Origin of the sequence: Synechococcus sp. N32, from assembly GCF_900473895.1 — a bacterium.
GTDB lineage: Bacteria > Cyanobacteriota > Cyanobacteriia > PCC-6307 > Cyanobiaceae > Parasynechococcus.
On sequence record NZ_UCND01000015.1, the window covers coordinates 12,038 to 31,040 of the forward strand.

General features: G+C 61.3%; 23 protein-coding genes and 1 tRNA gene. 12 read left to right on the forward strand and 12 right to left on the reverse strand.

Going from position 1 to position 19,003, the window contains the following annotated elements; translation table 11 throughout:
• Positions 1-401: 401 nt before the first annotated feature.
• Positions 402-755, reverse strand: a complete 354-nt coding sequence (locus DXY35_RS08435) for a hypothetical protein (protein ID WP_115081945.1) — start codon at positions 753-755, stop codon at positions 402-404.
• The gene (locus DXY35_RS08440) at positions 752-2,158 is read right to left on the reverse strand and encodes a sensor histidine kinase KdpD (RefSeq protein ID WP_137006737.1); all 1,407 of its coding nucleotides are present in this window, start codon (positions 2,156-2,158) and stop codon (positions 752-754) included. Before DXY35_RS08440 ends, DXY35_RS08435 begins: the two co-directional genes overlap by 4 nt.
• Before the next feature lie 29 nt (positions 2,159-2,187).
• Between DXY35_RS08440 and DXY35_RS08445 the strand changes: the two genes are divergently transcribed.
• Together DXY35_RS08445 and DXY35_RS08450 are read left to right on the forward strand one after the other, a co-directional pair.
• Entirely contained in the window at positions 2,188-3,060 is an 873-nt protein-coding gene (locus DXY35_RS08445; RefSeq protein WP_170950569.1) for an ABC transporter permease, read from the forward strand.
• Between the two features lie 19 nt (positions 3,061-3,079).
• Complete coding sequence (locus tag DXY35_RS08450) at positions 3,080-3,295, forward strand: hypothetical protein (protein ID WP_114988483.1); 216 nt, start codon at positions 3,080-3,082, stop codon at positions 3,293-3,295.
• 2 nt (positions 3,296-3,297) lie between these two features.
• On the opposite strand, the gene DXY35_RS12705 is transcribed toward DXY35_RS08450, so the two are convergent.
• Positions 3,298-3,471 (reverse strand): hypothetical protein, encoded by a 174-nt coding sequence (locus DXY35_RS12705; RefSeq protein WP_170950570.1) that lies wholly within the window; start codon positions 3,469-3,471, stop codon positions 3,298-3,300.
• A 63-nt stretch (positions 3,472-3,534) separates the two neighbouring features.
• A complete protein-coding gene (gene trmH, locus DXY35_RS08455; protein WP_115081947.1) occupies positions 3,535-4,224 on the reverse strand; it encodes a tRNA (guanosine(18)-2'-O)-methyltransferase TrmH in 690 nt (229 codons plus the stop codon).
• A gap of 40 nt (positions 4,225-4,264) precedes the next feature.
• On the opposite strand from trmH, the gene DXY35_RS08460 reads away from it, so the two are divergent.
• Together DXY35_RS08460 and DXY35_RS08465 are read left to right on the forward strand one after the other, a co-directional pair.
• Complete coding sequence (locus tag DXY35_RS08460) at positions 4,265-4,687, forward strand: MGMT family protein (RefSeq protein ID WP_244273041.1); 423 nt, start codon at positions 4,265-4,267, stop codon at positions 4,685-4,687.
• Positions 4,688-4,690: 3 nt separating this feature from the next.
• Positions 4,691-6,028, forward strand: coding sequence for a 16S rRNA (cytosine(967)-C(5))-methyltransferase (locus DXY35_RS08465; RefSeq protein ID WP_170950571.1), 1,338 nt, complete (start codon positions 4,691-4,693; stop codon positions 6,026-6,028).
• 9 nt (positions 6,029-6,037) lie between these two features.
• Here the strand turns inward: DXY35_RS08465 and DXY35_RS08470 are convergent, their stop codons facing one another.
• The 3 genes from DXY35_RS08470 to DXY35_RS08480 are packed head-to-tail and all read right to left on the reverse strand — an operon-like array spanning position 6,038 to position 9,257.
• Positions 6,038-8,080: a transglycosylase domain-containing protein gene (locus tag DXY35_RS08470; protein ID WP_115081949.1), complete on the reverse strand. Its 2,043-nt coding sequence runs from the start codon at positions 8,078-8,080 to the stop codon at positions 6,038-6,040.
• The gene (gene chlG, locus DXY35_RS08475) at positions 8,077-9,030 is read right to left on the reverse strand and encodes a chlorophyll synthase ChlG (protein WP_115081950.1); all 954 of its coding nucleotides are present in this window, start codon (positions 9,028-9,030) and stop codon (positions 8,077-8,079) included. Before chlG ends, DXY35_RS08470 begins: the two co-directional genes overlap by 4 nt.
• Positions 9,031-9,041: 11 nt before the next feature.
• Positions 9,042-9,257, reverse strand: coding sequence for a DUF2862 domain-containing protein (locus DXY35_RS08480; RefSeq protein ID WP_114988478.1), 216 nt, complete (start codon positions 9,255-9,257; stop codon positions 9,042-9,044).
• A gap of 56 nt (positions 9,258-9,313) precedes the next feature.
• On the opposite strand from DXY35_RS08480, the gene hisF reads away from it, so the two are divergent.
• The 6 genes from hisF to DXY35_RS08510 all read left to right on the forward strand — a co-directional run bounded on the left by hisF (position 9,314) and on the right by DXY35_RS08510 (position 12,752).
• The gene (gene hisF / locus DXY35_RS08485) at positions 9,314-10,084 is read left to right on the forward strand and encodes an imidazole glycerol phosphate synthase subunit HisF (RefSeq protein ID WP_115081951.1); all 771 of its coding nucleotides are present in this window, start codon (positions 9,314-9,316) and stop codon (positions 10,082-10,084) included.
• Positions 10,081-10,782, forward strand: a complete 702-nt coding sequence (gene ubiE / locus DXY35_RS08490; RefSeq protein WP_115081952.1) for a bifunctional demethylmenaquinone methyltransferase/2-methoxy-6-polyprenyl-1,4-benzoquinol methylase UbiE — start codon at positions 10,081-10,083, stop codon at positions 10,780-10,782. The genes hisF and ubiE overlap by 4 nt, the downstream gene beginning before the upstream one ends.
• Positions 10,783-10,861: 79 nt before the next feature.
• The gene (locus DXY35_RS08495) at positions 10,862-11,212 is read left to right on the forward strand and encodes a hypothetical protein (protein ID WP_114988475.1); all 351 of its coding nucleotides are present in this window, start codon (positions 10,862-10,864) and stop codon (positions 11,210-11,212) included.
• A 42-nt stretch (positions 11,213-11,254) separates the two neighbouring features.
• Positions 11,255-12,145, forward strand: a complete 891-nt coding sequence (gene glyQ, locus DXY35_RS08500) for a glycine--tRNA ligase subunit alpha (protein WP_115008732.1) — start codon at positions 11,255-11,257, stop codon at positions 12,143-12,145.
• Between the two features lie 6 nt (positions 12,146-12,151).
• The gene (locus tag DXY35_RS08505) at positions 12,152-12,499 is read left to right on the forward strand and encodes a DUF4131 domain-containing protein (RefSeq protein ID WP_256359528.1); all 348 of its coding nucleotides are present in this window, start codon (positions 12,152-12,154) and stop codon (positions 12,497-12,499) included.
• A 166-nt stretch (positions 12,500-12,665) separates the two neighbouring features.
• Positions 12,666-12,752, forward strand: a tRNA-Ser gene (locus DXY35_RS08510).
• A gap of 348 nt (positions 12,753-13,100) precedes the next feature.
• Here DXY35_RS08510 and DXY35_RS08515 read toward each other — a convergent pair.
• Both DXY35_RS08515 and DXY35_RS08520 read right to left on the reverse strand, forming a co-directional pair.
• Entirely contained in the window at positions 13,101-13,709 is a 609-nt protein-coding gene (locus DXY35_RS08515; protein ID WP_170950572.1) for an AAA family ATPase, read from the reverse strand.
• Between the two features lie 127 nt (positions 13,710-13,836).
• Positions 13,837-14,106, reverse strand: a complete 270-nt coding sequence (locus DXY35_RS08520) for a hypothetical protein (protein ID WP_045172942.1) — start codon at positions 14,104-14,106, stop codon at positions 13,837-13,839.
• A 65-nt stretch (positions 14,107-14,171) separates the two neighbouring features.
• Here DXY35_RS08520 and DXY35_RS08525 point away from each other — a divergent pair, with 65 nt between their 5' ends.
• Both DXY35_RS08525 and DXY35_RS08530 read left to right on the forward strand, forming a co-directional pair.
• The gene (locus DXY35_RS08525; protein WP_115081954.1) at positions 14,172-15,401 is read left to right on the forward strand and encodes a glycosyltransferase; all 1,230 of its coding nucleotides are present in this window, start codon (positions 14,172-14,174) and stop codon (positions 15,399-15,401) included.
• Positions 15,402-15,432: 31 nt separating this feature from the next.
• The gene (locus DXY35_RS08530) at positions 15,433-16,191 is read left to right on the forward strand and encodes a sugar transferase (protein WP_115081955.1); all 759 of its coding nucleotides are present in this window, start codon (positions 15,433-15,435) and stop codon (positions 16,189-16,191) included.
• 7 nt (positions 16,192-16,198) lie between these two features.
• Here the strand turns inward: DXY35_RS08530 and cbiB are convergent, their stop codons facing one another.
• The 3 genes from cbiB to DXY35_RS08545 all read right to left on the reverse strand — a co-directional run bounded on the left by cbiB (position 16,199) and on the right by DXY35_RS08545 (position 18,998).
• A complete protein-coding gene (cbiB, locus tag DXY35_RS08535) occupies positions 16,199-17,191 on the reverse strand; it encodes an adenosylcobinamide-phosphate synthase CbiB (protein ID WP_170950573.1) in 993 nt (330 codons plus the stop codon).
• Positions 17,192-17,337: 146 nt separating this feature from the next.
• Positions 17,338-18,333: a ketol-acid reductoisomerase gene (gene ilvC, locus DXY35_RS08540; RefSeq protein ID WP_115081956.1), complete on the reverse strand. Its 996-nt coding sequence runs from the start codon at positions 18,331-18,333 to the stop codon at positions 17,338-17,340.
• 62 nt (positions 18,334-18,395) lie between these two features.
• Positions 18,396-18,998 (reverse strand): ATP-dependent Clp protease proteolytic subunit, encoded by a 603-nt coding sequence (locus DXY35_RS08545; RefSeq protein WP_006851781.1) that lies wholly within the window; start codon positions 18,996-18,998, stop codon positions 18,396-18,398.
• Positions 18,999-19,003: the final 5 nt, after the last annotated feature.

Below are 19,003 nucleotides of genomic sequence, written 5' to 3' on the forward strand. Positions count from 1 at the left end.
GCACCTCAAGCAATGGCAACGGCGCACGCTGCAATTGGTGAAGGGGGACCTCGAACGAGCCTCCAGCTGGCAGATCGATCCAGATCCGTCCGGGCGTTGGCCCTGTCCCTTTGCTGATCGGCAACCCAGGCTCGCCATCACCCCAACAGACGGCTCCGATCCTGTGGTGTACAGCCTGGGACCGGCGCCGTCTGCGATCTGGCGCGGCGATGTGTTGATGCGCTGCGGGCCTGCTTTTGATCTCCACGGCGGGTCCGGAACGGCAGCCGCTATCAGAATCGTGTCGTCTTGGACGGCTTCGACCGTTTTCAACTCCATCAGCCATCGGGGCTGCCGGTGCTGCAGATGCAGCTCGAACAACGGACCCGCCGTGGCGGTCGGGTCCGTTCCCAGGGTGTGGGTTAGGGCTCGGTCATGGGCTCAGGATCAGGTGCCATCAGGAAAAACACCGTCAACGCCACTTCAGATAGCGCCAGGAAGAGGTGGTCCAGCCAGCCGAATTCCACGCCCATGCCCATGGCGGTGATCCAGCTGTTCACCACCACCATCACCGTTGCAAAGATCGCTAAGAGCAGTGCAGGCAGAGGCCGCAGCAGACGGCGTTGCGTCCAAAGAGTCCACAGCAGCGGAAGCAACACCACCGTGCAGACGCCATGCAGGATCCGCATCGACACATCGCTGTGCATGTGGGGTGTGATTGCAGCCCAGAGGTTCACCGGGATCAGCAGTGAGCAGAACACCAGGAACGGAATCATGTCGGCAACACCACGGTGAAGCAGCTGCCCTCGCCTAGGCGGCTGTGCACTTCAATGCTGCCGTCCATGCCCTCCACCAGCAGCTTCACAACGGAAAGTCCTAAGCCCGAACCTGTTTTTTCCGGAGCGTTGCTGCCGCGCTGAAAACGTTCAAACACCTTGTTCAGCTCGGTCTCAGGAATGCCGATGCCTTGGTCAATTACGTCGATCAACGAGGCACCGTCGCGCTGACGCAGCACCAAGCGGATGGTCGCGTCCTCAGCGGAATACTTTTCGGCGTTTTCAATCAGATCCAGCAACACCTGGCGCAGGCGGGCCGGATCGGCCTGGGCCACCACATCACGGGCCGTTCGATCCTCAGGCAGCTCCAGCAGCAGCGGGCGGTTCAAGGTGTTGCGGGCCAGATCCGCCACCTGTTCCAGTTGGTCGGCGAGTCGTACCGGCTCCTTGGTGATCGCCAACCGGCCGGAGTCGCCGCGGGAGAGATCCAGCAGATCATCCAACAGCCGGCGCATGCGGATGCTTTCCTCCTCGGCGGTCTGCAGCCCCTGCACTTGGTTGGGACTGAGGTTGTCGCCCCGTTTGATCGTGTGGTGCAGATAGCCCTGAACGATGGTGAGGGGGGTGCGTAGTTCGTGGCTCACGGCGCACACGAACTGGCGTTGCTGGCTCCACGATTGGGCCAGCCGTTCCAGCAGTTCGTTGTAGGTGCGGCTCAGCTGCATCACCTCGATCGGGCCTTCGCCCAGCTGAAGTTTGGCGGTGGCCAGGGTGTCGGCGGTGAGTTGGGAACTGGCGGCATTGAGTTGATCCAATGGCTGCACCACCCGCCGCACCACCCAGCTCACGCTCAGCAGGGTGATGGCCAGGCAGCTGCCCCACACCACGATCATCAACACCAGATAGTTGTTCAGGGCCTGAAGGTTGGAGCTGGCCCGTTGGGCCATCCACAGATGGGAGCCATCAGGCAGCTGCTTCACCAGTTCCGTCAGCAGCCGTTCATTGCCGATGTCGATCGTGCGCTGCAACCCCGGCTCACGGCCGGGGTTGGTGGCCATGGCGGTTTGGATGGCGGCGTCCGAGAGGGATCGGTGGATGCGGGGCCGCAGCAGCGTTCCGCTGTTGTCTTCGATCCAGAGGCTGGTGTTGGCGTTGGAGTGGAACAGCAACTCCTGTTCGAGCCGTGCTGGGTCGTCTTGCAGGCCACGGATGGCTTTGTCGCAGAGCGCGATGCTTTGGCGAGCCAACTGCTGGTCGTTGGCCAGCAGATGGCGCTGACCGATCAACAGCCCCACCGATGAGGCCCCGGTGAAGCCGAGGAAGACCACCAGATAGGTGGCCAGCTGCAGCTGCCCTTGCAGGCTGCCCAGCAGCTGTTGTCGCCAGCGGTAACGGGACGCCATGGCTTCATTCTTCCGCGGTTCGGGAGACAATGCATCTGCCTGAGGCCAACCTGCCTGTGACCCGCAGCCTCTCCACCCGCATGGCCCGCTGGGGCCTGGTGATTGTGGGGATCTATCTGCTGGTGGCTTTGATCACGCCCTTGTTGGTGAGTGCTGGCGTCCTTCCGGACGCCAATGCCGGCCTGGAGAACCCGATCTATTCCGCTCCCAGCTGGACCCATTGGTGCGGCACCGACCGGCTCGGCCGGGATGTGTGTGTGCGCACCATGGCCGGCAGTGGAGTGGCGCTTCAGGTGGTGTTGCTGGCGGTGGGTGTGGCCCTGCTGGTGGGTGTGCCCCTGGGCATGGTGAGTGGTTATTTCGGCGGCGCTGTCGATCGCCTGATGGTGCTGCTGATGGACACGCTCTACACCCTGCCGGTGTTGTTGCTTTCGGTGGTGTTGGCCTTTCTGCTGGGCAAGGGCATTCCCAATGCCGCCGCCGCCCTTTGTGTGGTGTATGTGCCGCAGTATTTCCGCGTGGTGCGTAATCAAACCGCCCAGGTGAAGAGCGAGCTGTTTGTGGAGGCCGCCCAGAGCCTCGGGGCGGGGCCTCTCTGGATCCTGCGGCGCTACCTGTTCCGCAACGTGATCACCTCCGTGCCGGTGCTGCTCACCCTCAATGCCGCCGATGCAGTGCTGGTGCTGGGCGGATTGGGATTTCTCGGCCTGGGTCTGCCGGAGACCGTGCCTGAATGGGGTGGTGATCTCAACTTGGCCCTTGCCGCAGTGCCCACAGGGGTGTGGTGGACCGCGCTGTTCCCGGGCTTGGCGATGTTTGTGCTGGTGCTGGGGCTGTCCTTCCTTGGGGAAGGCATTGAGGCCTGGGTGAGCGGCGCAGAAGCCCGGCCCGCGTCAGACTGACCCCATCGGCACGGGTGTGATGGCCTGGTGGATCAGCTTGCTGTTGCTGAGCATGGCCGCGCTGCTCTGGAAAAAGAGCTGCGACAGCACCGATGACGTGATCGCCTTGCTCGAGCGGATCCTCGCCACCACCTTGATGTTGGTGGTGGTGCTAGTCAGCCGCAATCTGCTGCTGGAAACCGCGGTGTTGATCGCCGCGGTTCAGTTGCCTGGAGTGCCGCGGCGACCGCGCTGATCTCAGGCTGGTTTCGGTGCCTTCACCTCACGGATTGAAATCCGGCAGGAGCTGGGGAAGATGGCGTGGGCCGCTTCCACGGCATGGCTGAGATCGTCGGACTGGAGCATTTCTTCGCCCCATTCGTTGCCGCAGTGGTAAGTGACCGCGTACTGGTGCAGCTGTTTGTTGTCCATTGCTGACAATCTGCTGCTTTGGTTATGGCCCAGGGTTCACGGAGATACAAGTCTTCCCTTGGATCAGCAGCGTAGCTTCACAGTTCGCGGCAACTCCTCCATCAGCTCCCCCTCCTCACTCAAGGCGGGGTAAGGCCGTTCCTGTTCCCGGCACCAGCGGGCCACCTCGGGGTAGGACCACTCAAACAGCAACTGCTGGTATTGCTCTGGCTTCAGGCCTTCGCCCTGGGTTGGAGCCATTCCGGCCACCTGGCGTTGGCGCAGCGCTTCAAACAGCAGGGTTGCGGTGGCCACTGACACGTTCAGGGACTGAACCATGCCGCGCATCGGGATGAACAGCGCTTCATCCATCAGGTCCCGGGCCTGATCGGTCAGCCCCCATTTCTCGGCCCCGAGCACGAAGGCGGTGGGCCCGGTGAAGTCGCACTCCCGGTAGTCCTTGGCATCCACACCGAGATGGGTTCCGTAGAGCCGGAACCCTTTCGCTTTCAGATGGCGGATGGCGGTTGCGGTGTCGGGATGGTCGTGCAGAGGCACCCATTTCTGGCTGCCTTGGGCCGTGCTGTTGAACGTGCGTGGTCGCCCGTCAAAACTCACCGCGTGGGCCTCCAGCGCGCCAACGGCATCACAGCTGCGCAGGATGGCGGAGAGGTTGTGCGGTTTCTCCACGTGTTCGAGCAGCACCGTGAGATCCGCCATGCGGTGGTTGAGCACGGATTTCAGCCGCTCAAACCGTCGCGGCAGCAGGGGCATGGGCGGTCAGTCGGGAGAGAGCAACAGGTGGGGGCCTTCCATGCTTTGGGGTCTGGAACGACAATCAAGAAGTCAGTGCTTCCTCGCCATCCAGATCCCGCCCAAGGATCCCTCCGTTGAACCGTACGTCTCCGGCGGCACGTTTGATCAGCGTGTCTGGAGCCGGGTGGCCCGCATCCCCCACGGTCGCTTGGCGACCTACGGCCAGATTGCCGATTTGATCGGTGCCTTTGGTTGTGCGCGTCAGGTGGGTTGGGCCTTGCGGCGGCTCAAACTCCCGTCCAGCGTTCCCTGGCACCGCGTGGTGAACGCTCAGGGTCGGATTTCGATGAGCCTCAGCCGTGAGGGCAGTGACTGGATCCAGCGGGATCTTCTGCTGGCTGAGGGCATTCCGGTGGATGAGGAAGGACGCTTGCCGCTGCGTCAGTTCCTCTGGCACCCGGACGCCCATGCTGGGGACTGATGCGTGTCGCTCTTGTCTGATTCGGCTCCGATTGGACTGCTGCCGCGCCGTCTCGCCTGGGATGTGTTGCAGGCGGTTGCGGCTGGGGCCTATGCCGATGTGGCGCTGGAGCGGGTGCTGCGGGAGCGGGACCTCAAGCCTTCGGATCGGGGATTGGTGACCGAGCTGGCCTATGGCGCAATCCGCCAACGGCGCACTCTCGATGCCTGGTTGGATCGGTTGGGCAAGGTGCCGGCCGCCAAGCAGCCGCCCAAGCTGCGCTGGCTGTTGCATGTGGGTCTCTATCAACTGCTGTTGATGGAGCGGATTCCAGATTCAGCAGCGGTGAACACTGCCGTGGAGTTGGCCAAAGCCAGCAAGGGATTGGCCCGACTGGCCCCTGTGGTGAATGGGGTTCTGCGGGCGGCGCTGCGGGCGCGGGAGGCCGGCGAAACCCTGCAACGGCCCAATGATCTGGCGGCTCAGCTGGCCCAGACCCATTCCCTGCCGGATTGGTTCACCCAGTTGTTGATCGAGTGGCGCGGGGCGGAGGGGGCCGCGGCGGTGGCAAGCGCCTGCAACCGCGTACCGGATCTGGATTTGCGGGTGAACCGGTTGCGATCGAGCCCTTCGCAGGTGCAGCAGGATCTGGCTGCAGCTTGCATCAGCAGTGAGCCCATCGTTGGTTGTCCTGATGGCTTGCGCATCTCAAGCCACAGCGGCGATCTACGCCACTGGCCTGGTTATGCCGAGGGCCATTGGTGTGTGCAGGATTGTTCCGCGCAATGGATTGCACCTCTGCTCGATCCCCAGCCGGGAGATCGCATCCTGGATGCCTGCGCGGCTCCTGGGGGCAAAGCCACCCATTTGGCGGAGTTGGTGGGAGATCAGGCGGAGATCTGGGCTGTGGACCGTTCAGCCGGACGGCTGAAGCGCGTTGCGGCCAATGCCGCCCGGCTCGGCCTTGCCTCCATCAATGCCCTGGCTGCGGATGCCGCCAATCTTTTGGAGCAGCGCCCCCAATGGCGTGAATCCTTTCAGCGGATCCTGATCGATGCCCCCTGCTCAGGGCTGGGAACCCTGGCCCGTCACCCCGATGCCCGCTGGCGGGTGACGCCACAATCCATTCATGGCCTTTTGCCCCAACAACAGGCTCTCCTGGACGGGCTTTTGCCGTTGTTGTCTCCCCAAGGGGTGTTGGTGTACGCCACCTGCACCATTCATCCCGATGAAAATCAGAAACAGATCCAGGCGTTGTTGAAGCGCCATCCAGCCCTTCGCCTGGCGCAGGAGAGCCAGCTCTGGCCGGATCAAGCCAGCGGGGGAGATGGCTTCTACTCGGCTGTGCTGCAGAGGGCTTAGGGCCTTGGATTAATCCCGCGTCCAGCGACGTCCTTGGCGATCGACGCTTCTGCCTGGTGTGCTGTTTCTCCAGAGATAGGGGGTCCGGCGAGGTGGAGGCGTCAAGGGTGTTAGCGCGGGCAGCTCAGTCGGTTGAGCTCCATCAGGATCGCCGCTGCCATTCCCCTTCTCCTGCCCTGGTTTGGTCTTCGGTGGCTTGGCGATCGTTTTCGGGTCAACAGCCAAGCGCACTTCGCGTTTCAGCTTGGGTTTGTCGGGGAAGTTTCGGACGGGGATCTCGTCCTTGATCTGGAGCATGAACTGTTTCCAAGCCCATGCTGCCTCGCCGCTTGTGCTCTTGGTGGCGCGGTCGTCGTCGTATCCGAACCAGACGCCTGTGGTGAGCTGAGGAATCGAGCCGATGAACCAGAGATCACGGGTGTTCTCTGACGTTCCCGTTTTGCCCGCCACCTGTCGATCATCCAGTTTGGCGGCGATGCCGGTGCCGCCGGTCACCACCCGCTGCAGCATCCAGTTCATGGTGTCCGCCACATCACTATCAATCGCTCGCTTGCCTCGGTTGTCGCTCAGGCGCCGGCTCCATAGCAGTTCATTCTTCGGTCCACGGATTTCCTCAAAGGGGCTGGGTGAGAAGAACACGCCGCGGTTGGCCATGCCGGCGTAGGCGGCGGTCATGTCGAGGATGGTTTGCTCGTAGGCCCCGATGGCCATGGGGTAGTACTTGCCGAGAGGCCGATCGGTGCCGATGTTGAAGTTGTTGGCAACGTCAATGACGGCATCAAATCCAACGATGTCCTGCAGTTGAACCGCCACTGTGTTGAGTGAGTTCTTCAGGGCATCGGCCAGGGAGATGTTGCCGTAGTACTTGTTGCCAAAGTTTTTGGGGCAGTAGCCGTTCCAGCACCGCTTGGCATCAAACACTTTGGTTTCGGGCTTCATGCCCCGATCAATGGCCGCGGCGTAGGGAAACAGCTTGAAGGTGGAGCCCGGAGAGCGCAGCGCCAGGATGGTGCGGTTGAACTGGCTCTTGGAGAAATCCTTGCCGCCCACCATCACCCGCACCAGTCCGTTGCCGGGATCGATCGAAACCATCGCGCCTTCCGTGTCGAAGGGGGCATTGGCTCGAATCACCTGCTGAGCCTTCTTCTGCCAGTCGAGATTGAGGCTGGTGCGCACCTTGACCCCGCCCACCTCCAGTTGTTCTGGGGTCAAGAATTTGGGCAGCTCCTGGGCAATCCAGGTGGTGAAGTAAGGCGCTGAACTGTTGAAGTATTTGGGTGTTGCGGGCTTCAGGCCGAGGGGGCTGTTGCGACCGCGCTCTGCCTCGCTGGCGGAGATGAATCCGGCCTGGACCATGCGATCCAGAACGATCGAACGCCGCTCCTTGGCCAGGTCTGGGTTCACCAGGGGTGAATAAATCGATGGAGCTGGCGGCAGCCCAGCGATCATGGCTGCTTCAGGAACCGTGAGCTGCTCCGGGGTTTTGGAGTAGTAGATCCAGGCCGCATCGGCAACGCCATAGGCGCCGGAGCCCAGGTAGACGTAATTGAGGTACTGCTCGAGGATCTGCTGCTTGCTCAGCTGGCGCTCCAGCTTCATGGCCAGAGCCGCTTCCTTGAGTTTTCGGGTGATGGTGCGGTCTTGGCTCAAAAAGACGGTTCGAGCCAGCTGCTGGGTGATGGTGCTTGCCCCTTCCCGAACCGCCCCTTGGCGAACATTGGTGACGATGGCCCTGGCGATGCCCCAGCCATCCACACCGTCGTGCTGATAGAAGCGACGGTCTTCGGCGGCGATGAAAGCCTCTGCCACCGTTGGCGGCATCGCACCGGGTTTCACCTTCTCCCGCGTGGCTGGCCCCAACTTCTGGATCACCTTGCCGTTGGTGGAGAGCAGGGTGATCGTTCCCGGCCGATTGAAACTGGCAATCCCCCGGGCATCCGGCAGCGTTGCATCCACCAGTTCCGTCAGGGCGCGCATGCTTAAAGCAGCGCCCACGCCCACTGCAGCTGCTGTGCCAGCAATCAGTGCCCAGTGCAGGCGGGAACGGTTCACATCACCTGGGTCAAGGGGCTATGGCCCACGGCCAGAGCGGTCACCAACATGCCGAGCACAAGGAAGGGCTGGGCACTGGCCTGGTATTTCACGTCAAAGGCCACGGGGTCTCTCAGCAGCCAGATGTCCTGGAAGGTGATCTGGGGAACGATCAAAAGAACCAGCAGAACCGCTGCGAAATGCTGGCCGATCCCGATCAAGACGGCAACCATCGCCAGCTGAAAAACATCGATCATCGCGGCGCTGATCCAACTGGCGCGTTTGATGCCGAACACCACCGGCAACGATTGAAGCCCGAGTTCACGGTCGCCCTCAACGCTCTTAAAGTCGTTGACAACAGCGATGCCAAGGCCCGCAAGGCTGTAGGCCAGGGTGAGCAGTGCAGTGCCCCAGGTCAGCTGCCCAAACAGGGCCTGGCCGGCCCACCAGGGCAGGGCGATGTAGCTGGCGCCGAGGGCGTAGTTCCCCAGCCAACCGTTCTGCTTCAGCTTCAGCGGAGGTGCTGAATAGATGTAGCTCACAAACGAGCCACCCAATGCCAGCAGAAACACCACAGGGGTGGTGTGGCCGGCCCAGCGGTCGAGTCCGTAGGACACGCCCAAACCGGCAAGCAGCAGCACCCAGATCTGCAGCTTCACCTGGCCCAGTGGAATCGCTCCCGACGGGATTGGCCGATACGGCTCGTTAATCGCGTCGATCTCGCGGTCGTAGTAGTCGTTGATGGTCTGGGTGAAGCCCGCCAGCAGGGGGCCGCTCATCAACATGCAGGCGAAGGCGGCGAGCACGTGATCCACACGCCACTCGTAGTTGCCGCTGGCTGCAGCACCACAAACCACCCCCCAGATCAAGGGGATCCAGGTGACCGGTTTCATCAGCTGCAGCCGCAGCTTCCAGATGTTGGTGGTGCCTGAGGCACCTTTCATTCCAAGCAGCTGACGCGCGTCGCTCACAGAGACAGTCCTCAGGCGGCGGCGATTTCGTCTTCGAAGAACCAGCTGGTGGAGCCATCGCTGAGCTCAACAACCACACCGATTCCTTTGCCGTCGACGGTGCGGAAATCCTTCACCGTGCCGTTGGCGTCCTTCTTCAGAAGGTCAACCATGGCCTGGGGAATGCGATCACGCACTCGGGTCACGCGAACCTTGGAGCCGATCGAAATGGCGTCAGCCTGGGACATGGCCTGCGAGGCTTGGAGAGTGGCGCAACCCTAACAGTCGCTTTTGCGCCAAATCGATGGTTGCTCTGCGTCTGATTCCTTGCCTGGATGTCGCCCGGGGACGGGTGGTGAAAGGTGTCAATTTCGTTGGCCTGCGCGATGCCGGCGATCCAGTGGAGCTGGCTTGCCGTTACAGCCGCGCAGGGGCGGATGAACTCGTGTTTCTCGATATCGCAGCCAGCCATGAGGGGCGCGGCACCCTGATCGACATGGTGCGTCGCACAGCTGAATCGGTCACGATTCCTTTCACGGTTGGCGGTGGCATCAGCAGCGTTGAAGGGATTACCGAGTTGTTGCGGGCCGGTGCCGACAAGGTGAGTCTCAACTCCTCGGCGGTGCGGCGGCCTGAGCTGGTGCGAGAGGGGGCCGATCAGTTCGGCTGCCAGTGCATCGTCGTGGCCATTGATGCCCGTCGTCGCGATGCCGGCGGCTGGGATGTGTATGTGAAGGGAGGCCGCGAGAACACGGGCCTCGATGTTGTGGAGTGGGCCCAGCGGGTGGCAGGCCTCGGGGCTGGAGAGATCCTGCTCACCTCCATGGATGGTGATGGCACCCAGGCTGGTTATGACCTCGCCCTGAACCGGGCTGTGGCCGATGCGGTCCCCATCCCGGTAATCGCCTCCGGTGGTGCGGGTTGCCTGGATCACATCGCTGAGGCGTTGGACGTGGGCCCCGAGGGAGGCCATGCTTCCGCAGCCTTGCTGGCCTCGTTGCTGCACGACGGTGTTCTCACCGTGGAACAGATCAAGCAAGATCTGCTTTCCCGTGGCCTGACGATCCGTCCATGAAGCCTGGTGATTCCGCGGCGGTGGAACAGCTGTTTGACGCTGTCGCTCCCCGCTACGACCGCCTCAACGATGTGCTCAGTTTCGGGTTGCATCGCCAGTGGAAACGTCAGTTGGTGCGCGCCCTCAAGCCGGTGGCTGGCGAGCATTGGCTGGATCTGTGCTGCGGAACGGGGGACCTGGCCTTGGAACTGGGGCGATGTGTTCGCCCCGCTGGTGCTGTTACTGGTCTCGATGTTGCCGCTGCTCCGCTTGAGCGCGCCCGCCAGCGCCAGCAGCAGCAGCCCTGGTTACCGGTGACCTTCCAGCAAGGGGATGCCCTCGACACCGGACTGCCCAGTGCCTGCGTGGATGGTGCGGTGATGGCCTACGGATTGCGCAATCTTGCTGACCCCCTGCAGGGGCTGAAAGAACTGCGCCGGCTGTTGAAGCCCGGCGGCCGTGCTGGGGTTCTGGATTTCAACCGTCTGCCCCAAAGCGGCGCTGCGGCTGCCTTTCAGCGTTTTTATCTGCGTCGCCTGGTGGTGCCCGCTGCAGCCTCTGTGGGCTTACGGGAGGAGTACGCCTACCTGGAGAAAAGCCTGGAGCGCTTTCCTGCCGGCCCGGAACAGGAGCGGCTGGCACGGCAGGCTGGATTTGCCGAAGCGAACCACCGCTCGCTCGTGGCAGGACAGATGGGCGTTTTGATCCTTAGGGCATGAATCTTCGACTGCGTCGCTTGCGACACACCCCGCTGCTGACGTAGGAAAGCCGAAGAGAACGTTAAGGGGACGATCCGGTTTGGCGTTTCCGCTGCCGAAGCTCCTGCCCCGCATTGAAGAGCTGCTTCAAGAAGTGCAGTGGCTGGATGGCCTGATCCTGATCACCGACTCCGACCGCGCCTGTTTCGTCTCCTTCTCGCAGGTGGATCCACTGTTGCGTCGCCTGCGCCAGCGCCCCAAGGGCCCTGAGGTCGCTGAAAAGCTGTGCATGTCCTTGCTGGATTGCCATGGCAAGGGCGGTGCAAAGCCCGTCCTGGTCTTTCAGGGGGATGGCAGTTTCTGGCTCGGAATGATTGGTCCCAGCGGCAACAATCCGCATCGCCATCACGCCATCGCGCACCTGCACCGTTGCCTGGCTTTGGAGGGCTGACCGGCCACTGGGCAGAATCGGAACCCAGGACGCCCCGGCCCAGTGCATTTTCAGGACATCATCAGCACGCTCAACCGGTTCTGGGCAGACCAGGGATGTCTGTTGCTGCAGCCCTACGACACCGAAAAGGGTGCCGGCACCATGAGCCCCCACACGGTGCTCCGGGCCATTGGCCCGGAGCCCTGGGCCGTGGCCTATCCCGAACCCTGCCGTCGCCCCACCGATGGCCGTTATGGCGACAACCCCAACCGGGCCCAGCACTATTTCCAGTACCAGGTGCTGATCAAGCCATCCCCAGATGGCATCCAGGAGACCTATCTGGCGTCATTGGAGGCGTTGGGCATCAAGGCCGCTGACCACGACATCCGTTTCGTCGAAGACAACTGGGAGTCCCCAACCCTCGGCGCCTGGGGTGTGGGCTGGGAAGTGTGGCTCGACGGCATGGAGGTGACCCAGTTCACCTATTTCCAGCAATGCGGCGGCATCGATTGCAAGCCCGTTTCGATTGAGATCACCTACGGGCTCGAGCGGCTGGCGATGTATCTCCAAGACGTGGAAAGCATCTGGGACCTCAGCTGGAACAGCGAGCGCAGTTATGGCGAGATCTGGCTGCCGTTTGAAAAGGGGCAGTGCCACTTCAACTTTGAGGCCTCCAATCCCGAGCGGCTCAAGCAGTTGTTCGCCATCTATGAAGCGGAAGCGGCAGATCTGATCGAGAAGCAGCTGCCGGCACCGGCCTTGGATTTCGTTCTGAAGTGCAGCCACACCTTCAACCTGCTGGAGGCCCGTGGCGTGATTTCCGTGACGGAGCGCACCGCCACCATCGGTCGGATCCGCAACCTGGCTCGCAAGGTGGCCGAGGCCTGGCTTGCGGAACGGGAGGCCCTTGGTTTCCCGCTCTTGAAAGGGGGAACTCTCGAGACAGCGGCCTGATGGTTTCTGCGTCGACGTCGTTCTGCTGATGCCATTGCCCTCTGTCTCCTGGCGCTCCTTGTGCTTCGAGGGGTGTTGTGGGGGGCGCCAACGCCGAGCCGATCCGATCCATCTCGCCTGATTCAGACGCCACCGGCGGCCGTGGCGATCAGCGGGCGCTTGCTTGCCGATGTGCGCCGTTTTCCCTCGGGGTGTTCCGGTCTGTTGGAGCTGGATCGGATCGATGCTCGTCGGGTCGACGGGCGAACCGAGCTGCAGTTGCCTGAGTGCCCTGCACCCCTGCTGCAGGGCTGGCGTGTCCAGGCCACGGGGGTGTTGAGGCGTCAGCGCTGGCAGTTGTTTCCCAGCCCTTAGGCCTTGTGGACACTGCAGGATCAGCAGCGATCAGGTCCACAGCAGGTTTTCACCGGAATATGGCTGGGCTTCAAGCCGTCTGCAACCGAGCGCCGTTGGCTTCTGCAGCATGGGGCTGGATTGCGGTTCATTGGCCTATAAAGTTCCCGTACGCCTTTGGGCGTGTGGAGAGGTGGCAGAGTCCGGTTGATTGCGCACGACTCGAAATCGTGTAGGGGTCACACCCTCGTGGGTTCGAATCCCACCCTCTCCGTTCAATTCTTGATTGGTCGAACTTGGTTTTCAAGGGGCACCCCGGAAGCGATGGGGTGTAATCCGTGGATCACATCGAAGGGCGCTAGTGATCCCTGCGGACAGATTTTTGGCTCGGCTTATGAATACGGCGTAGCTCGTTGTGCCGAAGGCGAAGTGTGAACGCCCCTATCTCTTCATGACCCACGACGCCATGGGCACCCGTCGACGTGTGCGAGGCAACAAGCGGATAGAGGAGGTGCTCCCCTCGGAGTGAAACAGAAGTGCTAGGCGCTATTCCACCTGATTGAGATAGCGTTTTTCTCGATTGTGTTCGAGACCCATTGTCAGTTTCTTTTCGAGTGCATCCTCAAAATGGGGTATTGGCTGAGGAGTAGATCGTTCTGTTGAATGTGTTGATGATTATGCTTTTTTTGCTGTCGAGGCTCTGTAGGTCTTTAGACCACTTTTTGTATTCCCTGTGATACAAAAAGGCTGATAATGTGCTGCTAATCTTTCCTGAAAGGGCGATCAGCGCTGCCCGCATTGACGGCTCGTTGTCTGTGTGAATTCGATTGATAATGCGTTCTCGCCATTCATGGGGAGTTGTGTACAGGGTGATGACGTCAAGGCGTGTTGTGTTTGTGAGGGTCTGACGTAACCGCTTCAGATTGCTGTGGTGATTGATGCTGGTGAGATCGATGTGAAGAAGAAGGCAGTACTCCAATTTTTGTGTTTTTTGCTTCTTCGCATTGGCTGGATCCATCAGCCTTTGCATCCGGTTCAGGGTGGAGCGTTTGAGGCGTTGATTTGGATTGCAGTCAAGTTTTTCCAAGACCTTCCGAATGAATTCATCGTGGGGAGGTCGGCTTAATTTTTGGATCAGGTGTGTTTTCCCGCAGCCCGACGCTCCTGCGATCACGATGACGTGGCGAGCGCGCTTTCCCTCGGAGTGATGTCTCATGCTGCCCATTGTCATGCCATGATCGCTGCATGCATTCAGGCTTGTCCTGGCCTGTTCACGTTTTGGAGGGCAGCCGCTGTTTTGCCGGTACGCCAGTTTTGCTGTTCGGAAGGATGGTGCGCTAACACTGCTCTTCCGCTGATTAGGAGTGGAACAAAAGCACCAGTCCCTGCTCCACTTGATGAAATTCTCGTTCCTCTCGGCTGAGGTCGAGCCCCACATTGAGCCCTTCTTTGAGCGCGTCCTCAAAGGGCGGTGTTGATGGCGGAGCGCTGTCAATCCAAAGTGCTGCTATCCCCACCGCTGTTGCATGCCAACGGAATCGGCTTGTTGTGCCGATGTCCGGTTCATTCAACGCCTCCTCCAGAAGGATGTTGATGGTGAGGTTCGTGCTGGACATGTGCACCAGCATCGTGATCTTGGTCTGCTCCTGCAATGAGCTGAGAGACTTCGTAGCGTTCGCTTAACTCCAGAGGGATGGCCTCGGCTTCGGATTACTTCCCGCAGCGCATCGCTCTGGTTCATGAGTGGTTCTCGCCTCGTTCTGTCGGTGGTGCAGAACAGGTTGTTCAAGAGGTTGATTCCCTACTGCGCAGCCTCGGTTGCGAGCCGCAGATGGCGGCCTTGATTGACGCCGAATCTCGACGGCCGGGCAGTTGGTTGCACGGACGATCCGTCCTCACCAGCCCGATTCAGCGCTTGCCGTGGGGGCGCAGCCATGTGCAGCAGTACCTGCCGCTGCTGCCCTTTGCCATCGAACAGATTGATCTTGGTGCTGCTGAGCTGGTGATCAGCAGCAGCCACCTGGTTGCCAAGGGTGTGCTGACGTCTCCGGACCAGCTGCACATCAGTTATGTGCACACACCCGTGCGTTACGCCTGGGACCAGATGCACGCTTATCTGCAGCGTTCGGCGCTGGCTCGGCGTGGTCTGGGCCCTTTGATTCGCTGGCAGTTCCATGCTCTGCGGCAATGGGACCAACTCAGTGCTCAGCGGGTGGACCACCTCATTGCCAACTCCCGTTTCACGGCGCGTCGAATCCGCAAGTACTGGGGGCGGGAGGCCCGCGTGATCCATCCCCCCGTGGAGGTGGAGCGCTTTCGCTGGAATGCCGATCGAGACGACGTCTACCTCTGTCTGTGTCGTTTGGTCCCGTACAAGCGGGTGGATCTTGTGGTGGAAGCCTTCAATCGCCTGGGTCTCCCCCTGCTTGTGGTGGGGGATGGTCCGGAGAAGGCGCGATTGGAGGCTCTGGCTGGTCCCACCGTCACCTTGCTCGGCCGTCAGTCCCAGCAGCAGGTGGAAGAGCTCATGGCCCGTTGTCGGGCATTTGTGTACGCCGGCCTGGAGGACTTCGGCATTGCTCCGGTGGAAGCAATGGCGTCGGGAGCTCCGGTGATTGGGTTTGGGCGGGGTGGTTTGTTGGACACGGTGCGTTGTGCGGCTGCCGGGATTCCTGATCCCACTGGGGTGCTGTTCCCTGAACAAAGCGTCGAGTCGTTGGTGCAGGCCGTGGAGTGGTTTGAACAAGAACGCATTTGGCGTTTTCTTGATGCAGAGGCCATTCGTGCGTGGGCTGAGCGCTTCAGGCCGGAAGCCTTTGCGGCGCGCTTTGAATCGGCTCTGCGAGCAGCCTGGAGCGACCATCAGCGGGGCTGTGCCGTTGCAGCGAGTGACCCTGCGGAGATGTCAGGGCTGCACCTGTGACGTTGAGTGTGGTGAGTCCCATGTTGAGCCATTGACCTCGGCCTCCCGGCCATCCTTGATTCAGTCCGCAGGGCGTGCACCTCGCCGTGGCAAGTACAAGCCGCACCTTGCGCTGATCTCAGCTCCGCCATCGGATCTGTCGACCGGCACGCTGATTCGCCATCAGAACCGTTGGGGCCGAGTCTTCAAGCGCACCGGAGACATTGTTTTTTCTCTCGCCGTACTCAGCATCGGTTCACCGTTGTTGCTGCTTCTGGCGGGATTGGTGAAGCTCAGTTCACCGGGGCCTGTGTTTTACGTTCAGCGTCGGGTGGGCCGGAGCTACCAACGTTTTGGCTGCATCAAGTTCCGCACCATGCGGGCCGATGCGGATACCGTTCTTGCGCGTGTTCTAGAGGCAGATTCCTCGCTGCGTGCTGAGTTCGAGCGTGACTTCAAGTTGAAACGTGATCCCCGGATCACTCCCCTGGGCCGTTTCCTGCGCCGCTCGAGTCTTGATGAGCTTCCACAGTTCTTGAATGTTCTTCGTGGGGAAATGAGCGTGGTCGGTCCACGCCCAATCGTTGAGAAAGAACTGGTTCGTTATGACCCCTACATGGACGAAGTTGCCTCAGTCCGCCCTGGTTTGACCGGCCTTTGGCAAGTGAGTGGCAGAAACAACTTGAGCTACAAGAAACGGGTCAAGCTTGATCTGGCCTATGCCCGTGGTCGTTCGTTCGGCCTGGACTTTGCCATCATCTTGCGCACATTTGGTGTGTTGCTTCTGCCGATGGATCGCGGTGCTTACTGACTTGTGCTCATCGGCTCACCGTCCATTGGATGATCCCAAGACCACTGATCCAGACGATCTCCAGTCGGCTTGATGCCTTCAGAACAGCTCTAACCAGAGGCCCGTTTGCCGTTGGTTGGCCGGCTCCAAGCACAGGTTTATGCACCAAGCGCTCTCCATATCTGTTCTCGCCGCCAAGTTGGATGCCGATGCAGTGGGCGTAGATCGCTTCTGAACGACCTGCATTGGGGGATGGATCCGCAGAGCCATCCCGCTCTGCTGCCTGCACCCGTTGCACCCAATGCGTCCAGGGTGGGCAGACCAGGGGCAGCGTCAGCATGACCAGACGGCAGGGCAGCCAGGTGAGCAGATCATCGAAGCGAGCGCCGGCTGTCCCCAACCAGCGCAGCCGACCGCTGCGGTACCCGAGCATGGAATCCAGCGTGCTGCTGGCCTTGAAGCCCCAGGCCAGCGCCAGCGGACCAGGGCCAGAGGGCAGGACCATCCACAGCAGGGCACCGATCCCCATCCAGAACAGCGGTGCGAACACGCCATCCACGGCATTCTCTGAGGCTGTTTCAGCTGCGGCTCTGAGCAGTCCCGTGCGATCCAGACTCTGAACGTCGCGTCCAACGATCCAGCTCAAGTTCCGGCGGGCTGGTTCGAGATCCCCCACCGCCGCTGAGGGCAGTGCATCCACCACGGCGAGCACGCTGTCCTTGAGGCTGCGAGCCGCCAGGGCACTGGCGAGGCTCAGGGTCAGTATCGGAATGCTGAGCCATCCCCATGGGGATGGAAGCCACAGCAGCCGCTCCAGACACCAGCCCGTCAGAACGCTGCCAAGCACAAGGATCAGGCTGATCAAGCCTCCCCCGATCCGCAGCTTGATCGGATGGTCCCCCGCCCATCGCTCGACCCAATGGCGCAACTGCTTAATGCTCCACCCCATCACCACCACGGGGTGGAGCCACCGGCGCGGGTCACCGATCAGCCGATCAAGCACGGCTGCCCCGATCACCATCAGGCTTCCCAACGCTTCTGAACTCATGGGAGGGGCGTGGCCAGAAACCAACAAAAATCCCCGCTCTGCACCGTTAGGGCAACAGAGCGGGGGGTGAGCTGAGTGATGGTGTCTGATGCCACCGGCTGTTCAGCGCTTGCGCTGGATCAGGCGTCCTTCAGCCAGCTGAACATCGAGCGCAGGCCTTTGCCCACTTTCTCGATCGGATGCTGGGAATCACGGTCGCGCACCTTTTTCATCTCTGGCTTGCCGGCTTCGCATTCGGCTACGAAGTTCCTGGCGAAGGTGCCGTCCTGGATGTCTGCCAGAACGCGCTTCATCTCGGCCTTGGTGTCGGCGGTGATCAGACGGGGGCCGCTGACGTAGTCGCCGTACTCCGCAGTGTTGGAGATCGAATCGCGCATGGAGGTCAGTCCTCCCTTCACCATCAGATCCACAATCAGCTTCACTTCGTGCAGGCACTCGAAGTATGCCAATTCGGGCTGGTAGCCCGCTTCCACCAGGGTCTCGAAACCAGCCTTCACGAGTTCAGACAGACCGCCACACAGCACAGCCTGCTCACCGAACAAGTCGGTTTCGGTCTCTTCCTTGAAGTTGGTCTCCAGAATGCCGGCACGGGTGCCACCGATTCCCTTGGCATAGGCCATTGCCATGCCGCGGGCGTTGCCGGAGGCGTCCTGTTCGATGGCGAACAAGGCGGGCACGCCCTGGCCGTTCTGGTACTCCCAACGCACGGTGTGGCCAGGGCCCTTCGGGGCGATCATCACCACATCCACATCGGCGGGGGGCTTGATCAGCTCGAAACGGATGTTGAAGCCGTGGGCGAAGCTGAGCACCTTGCCTGCACTCAGGTGGGGTGCGATTTCCTTCTCGTAGACGCCCTTCTGGAATTCGTCGGGCAGCAAGACCATGATCCAGTCGGCCTTGGCTGAGGCATCGGCCACGCTCAGCACTTCAAGGCCGTCCGCCTTGGCTTTTTCGGCGGAGCGGCTGCCGTCATAGAGGCCCACCACCACGTTCACGCCTGAATCTTTCAGGTTCAGAGCGTGGGCATGACCCTGCGAGCCATAACCAATGATGGCCACGGTCTTGCCGTTCAGCAGACCGAGATCGGCGTCGGAGTCGTAAAAGAGCTGGGCCATCCGGGGCGGGCTTACGGAACACTGCAGTGGACGAGCTTACGCAGCGGCCTGCCCCGTTCGGTTCAGGCCTCGTTCGGATGGGAGATGACGCGGTCGATCAGGCCGTATTCCTTGGCTTCTTCGGCGCTGAGGAAGTAGTCCCGGTCGGTGTCCTTCTCGATCTTCTCGAAGCTCTGGCCACTCATGTCGGCCAGGGAGCGGTTGAGCATTTCCTTCATCCGCAGGATTTCCCGTGCTTCGATCTCGATATCACTGGCCTGGCGACGGCTGGTACCGCCGAGGGGCTGGTGAATCATGATCCGGCTGTGGGGCAGGGCGACCCGCTTGCCTTTGGTGCCAGCCGCGAGAAGGAAGGCACCCATGGATGCAGCAAGGCCAACGCAGATGGTCACCACCTCGCTCTTGACGTACTGGATGGTGTCGTAAATCGCCAGTCCAGCCGTGACGGAGCCGCCGGGGGAGTTGATGTAGAGGTAAATCGGCTTGCTGCTGTCTTCCGAGTCCAGATAGAGCATCTGGGCCACCAGGCTGTTGGCGATGCCGTCATTGACCTCAGAGCCAAGGAAGAGGATCCTCTCCACCCCGAGACGGGTGTAGATGTCGACCCAGCGCTCCATCTGGCTGCCGGGCAGGCGGTAGGGAACGCTGGGGGTACCGATCGGCATGGTTC

What these genes read in the sequence shown, in the direction of transcription:
- DXY35_RS08445 (WP_170950569.1), top strand. Translation starts at nt 2,188, where the DNA reads ATGCATCTGCCTGAGGCCAACCTGCCTGTGACCCGCAGCCTCTCCACC.
- DXY35_RS08515 (WP_170950572.1), bottom strand. Translation starts at nt 13,709, where the DNA reads ATGACAATGGGCAGCATGAGACATCACTCCGAGGGAAAGCGCGCTCGC.
- ubiE (WP_115081952.1), top strand. Translation starts at nt 10,081, where the DNA reads ATGAAGCCTGGTGATTCCGCGGCGGTGGAACAGCTGTTTGACGCTGTC.
- DXY35_RS08480 (WP_114988478.1), bottom strand. Translation starts at nt 9,257, where the DNA reads ATGTCCCAGGCTGACGCCATTTCGATCGGCTCCAAGGTTCGCGTGACC.
- DXY35_RS12705 (WP_170950570.1), bottom strand. Translation starts at nt 3,471, where the DNA reads ATGGACAACAAACAGCTGCACCAGTACGCGGTCACTTACCACTGCGGC.
- DXY35_RS08435 (WP_115081945.1), bottom strand. Translation starts at nt 755, where the DNA reads ATGATTCCGTTCCTGGTGTTCTGCTCACTGCTGATCCCGGTGAACCTC.
- trmH (WP_115081947.1), bottom strand. Translation starts at nt 4,224, where the DNA reads ATGCCCCTGCTGCCGCGACGGTTTGAGCGGCTGAAATCCGTGCTCAAC.
- DXY35_RS08440 (WP_137006737.1), bottom strand. Translation starts at nt 2,158, where the DNA reads ATGGCGTCCCGTTACCGCTGGCGACAACAGCTGCTGGGCAGCCTGCAA.
- DXY35_RS08545 (WP_006851781.1), bottom strand. Translation starts at nt 18,998, where the DNA reads ATGCCGATCGGTACCCCCAGCGTTCCCTACCGCCTGCCCGGCAGCCAG.
- DXY35_RS08450 (WP_114988483.1), top strand. Translation starts at nt 3,080, where the DNA reads ATGGCCTGGTGGATCAGCTTGCTGTTGCTGAGCATGGCCGCGCTGCTC.
- ilvC (WP_115081956.1), bottom strand. Translation starts at nt 18,333, where the DNA reads ATGGCCCAGCTCTTTTACGACTCCGACGCCGATCTCGGTCTGCTGAAC.
- DXY35_RS08525 (WP_115081954.1), top strand. Translation starts at nt 14,172, where the DNA reads ATGGCCTCGGCTTCGGATTACTTCCCGCAGCGCATCGCTCTGGTTCAT.
- hisF (WP_115081951.1), top strand. Translation starts at nt 9,314, where the DNA reads ATGGTTGCTCTGCGTCTGATTCCTTGCCTGGATGTCGCCCGGGGACGG.
- DXY35_RS08460 (WP_244273041.1), top strand. Translation starts at nt 4,265, where the DNA reads ATGCTTTGGGGTCTGGAACGACAATCAAGAAGTCAGTGCTTCCTCGCC.
- cbiB (WP_170950573.1), bottom strand. Translation starts at nt 17,191, where the DNA reads ATGGTGATCGGGGCAGCCGTGCTTGATCGGCTGATCGGTGACCCGCGC.
- DXY35_RS08520 (WP_045172942.1), bottom strand. Translation starts at nt 14,106, where the DNA reads ATGCTGGTGCACATGTCCAGCACGAACCTCACCATCAACATCCTTCTG.